Origin of the sequence: Agromyces binzhouensis (assembly GCF_004135055.1) — a bacterium.
Lineage (GTDB): Bacteria > Actinomycetota > Actinomycetes > Actinomycetales > Microbacteriaceae > Agromyces > Agromyces binzhouensis.
On record NZ_SDPL01000695.1, the window covers coordinates 1 to 937 of the forward strand.

The 937-nt window shown below is 76.1% G+C and carries 1 protein-coding gene; it reads right to left on the reverse strand.

Annotation, left to right across the window (positions count from 1 at the left end):
- Positions 1 to 937: DUF58 domain-containing protein (locus ESO86_RS17710; RefSeq protein WP_165308361.1), on the reverse strand; the 937-nt coding region annotated here is incomplete at both ends.

Below are 937 nucleotides of genomic sequence, written 5' to 3' on the forward strand. Positions count from 1 at the left end.
CGGCCGCCGCGACACGATCGGCGTCGAGGCGGGTCCGCTCGGCCGCCGCGGCCGCATAGACCTCGGAGAGTTCGTCGCGGTTCCGTGCGGCGGCCTCGAGGGTCGGGTCGGCGACGGATGCCACGACCACGCGGTGCCGGGAGGCGAGCTGGGGCAGCACGGAGAGCAGGCCCCGCGCGCTGCCGGGCGAATCCGCCGCGGTGAGGAGGACGACGAGCGCGCGGCGGCTCGTCACTCCGCGGATCTGCGCGGGAACGCCCGCCCAGTCGGCCTCGATGAGCTCCGCGTCGACGTCCGCCATCGTGTCGACCATGCGCGCCAGCAGGTCCGGGCCGCTCGCACCGTGCACGCGCCCGCGGAGCCGGCGGTCCCACAGCAGGAGGTCCACGCGATCGCCGGCGTGCGTGGCGAGGGCGGCGAGCAGGAGCGCCGCCTCGTAGGCGGTGTCGAGGCGCGGTTCGTCGCCGATGCGCGCCGCCGCCGTCCTCGACGTGTCGACGACGATCACGATGCGCCGATCGCGTTCCGGCCGCCACGTGCGGACCATGAGCTTCGCCGACCCGGGCGACTCCGGGTCGGAGCGGCGGGCGGTGGCGCGCCAGTCGATCGATCGCACGTCGTCGCCGCGCACGTACTCCCGGAGGGAGTCGAATTCGGTTCCCTGGCCGCGGATGAGGATCGGGGTCCTGCCGTCCAGCTCGCGCAGTCGCGTGAGGCGCGAGGGGAGGTGCGCCCGGGAGTGGAACGGCGGCAGGACGCGGATCCGGCCGGGCGCCGTGAGCGTCGCCTGCCGGGCCCACAGGCCGAGCGGCCCATGTGAGCGGATCGTGACGGCCTCGGTGACGCGGTCGCCGCGGCGGGTCGGCGTGAGCGCGAGCGTCACGCGCCGTCCCTCGCCGGCGGGGACGTCGACGCGAGCGCGGTTGCGTCCGTGCAC